Genomic DNA, 2,028 nt, shown 5'->3' with positions numbered 1-2,028 from the left:
TGTTGTCGGGCCGGTGCCCGTCGCGCAGCGCACCGCCGCAGGTGATCACCCGCAGCTCGGGACGCCGGGTATTGCCGTAGACCTTCTTGGTCGGATCGCCGTGCACCGGCTCCGCGTCCGGGTCCTGCTGCGGCAGGCCCGGCCGCAGGTGTTCCTCGACGCTGATGTACTTCAGGCCCGCCCGCAGGTCCGCGTCGTTGCGCAGCCGGATGACCAGCGGGAACTCCGCCAGGGCCGTGGTGTCGAAGAGGCCGGTGGTGTAGAGCAGCTGCACGCCGAGGGCGTCGGCCACGGCCCGCTGGAGCTCCAGCAGATAGGTGGCGTTGGCGCGGCCGATGGGGTTGTCCAGGAACAGCGTGCCCGCGTGCCGCTGCTTGTCCCGGCCGCGGTCGTTGCTGCGCAGCGCCGCCATGGTGCAGTACAGCGCGATGGCCGCGGTCAGCAGCTGGCCGCCGGAGAAGACGTCTCCCATCTGGCCCACCGGCACCCGCTCGGCGCGCAGCACCGCGTCCGGCTTGAGGATCTCCACCGCGACACCGCGCGGCAGCAGCGCCGCGCGCACGCCGCGCAGCAGCAGCGACATGCCGTCGCGGCGCAGGTCGGAGTTCTTCTTGACGGCGGACCGGGTGGCCTCGTCGATGACCTCGCCGAGGCGCTCGGTGAGCGTGGACTGGTCGGGGTCGTCGAAACGGATCCGCAGGAACTCCTGCCCCGACCACTCCCCCAGGCCCTCCGGCAGCCGGGACAGCCGCTGGGCCGAGCGCAGGGTGGCCAGCGAGGACTCCACCAGGCCGCGCAGCCGGTCGACGATGCTGTCGCGGTTGCGCTCCAGCTGCTCCAGCTCGTCCGTCAGCACCCGCAGCCGGGGCGCGAACGCCTCGGCCCAGGCGGCTGCGTGCTCCGGCAGGGCGGCGGCGGGCAGTTCGCGGATCTGCTGGCGGGCGGGGGTGCGCACCTGCTCGTAGCGCGTGGAGTTGGCGTGCCGGACGAGCACGTCGCTCGCCTCGCGGACCGCGGACTCCGCGGCCGAGAGGTCGCCCGCGCAGCCGCGCAGGGAGCGCCGCGTCTCGGCTGCGGCCTGCCGGGCCTCCTCCAACGTGCCGGAGTACGGCTCGGGTTCGTCGGCGTCCTCGTCCCCGGTGGTGTCGCGCAGCAGGTCGCGCAGGAGGGCGGCGGTGTCGTCGAAGCCGCCGGCCGCGTCCTCGGCGGCCCGGTGGGCGCGCAGCAGGCCCGCGTGCGCGGTGCGGGCGCTCTCCAACGCGTCGGTGCGGGCGGCCAGTTCGGCGGTGGCGGTGCGGAGCAGCTCCTTGGCCTGGGCCGCGTCGGCGGGCACCCGGTCCTCGGGGAGCTCGGTGTGCGCCTCGCCGTCCTCCGGCGCGAGGCGCTCGGCCTCGCCGCGCAGCCGGCCGAGCTGCTCGCTGGCCGCGGACGCGCGGCCCTCCAGCAGCTGCACGAGCTCCTCGGCGCGGGCGGCGGCGGCCTGGCGGGACGGGCCGTCGGCGCCGTCGGTGCCCTCCAGGAGCTGGGCCGCGCGGGTGCGCACCTTGTTGGTGAGACGGTCGAGTTCGGCGCGGGCGGCGCTCTCGTCGCTCTCGGCGCGGGCCTGTTCGGCACGCAGGTCGGCGCCGACGCCGACCTTCTCGTACACCTGGGAGGCGGCGCGGTAGGCCTCGCGCAGCGTGGGCAGCGAGCCGGCCGGGGCCTCCTCGTCGTCCGCGATGTCGTCGGGGGCGCCGGCGACCTCGGCGCGCTCGGCACGGAGCGCGCGGGCGGTGCGGCGGGCGTCGTCGGCGGCGCGCTGGGCGGCGCGGCGCTCCTCGTCGGCGGCGCGGGCGCGGTCGACGCACTCCTCCGCGCGCTCCTCCGCCTCGGCGGCCTCCTCGCCCAGGTCGCGCAACTTGGCCTGCCAGGAGGCGCGTTCGCGCAGCCGGTAGGCTCCGGCACCGGACAAGAGCGGCCCCCTCAAGGCGACGCCCGCGTCCATCACGTGGCCCGGGCGTTCGATGCCCAAGTCCCAGAAGACGGGCG

Annotated in this window: 1 pseudogene; it reads right to left on the bottom strand. The window is 76.2% G+C overall.

Annotation, left to right across the window (positions count from 1 at the left end):
- Positions 1-1,936 (bottom strand): annotated as a pseudogene (locus ACWD4B_RS35700) (hypothetical protein); the annotation flags it as partial.
- Between the last annotated feature and the right edge of the window lie 92 nt (positions 1,937-2,028).

Source organism: Streptomyces sp. NPDC002536 (assembly GCF_053594995.1).
This window is presented reverse-complemented; position numbering and strand designations above follow the sequence as displayed.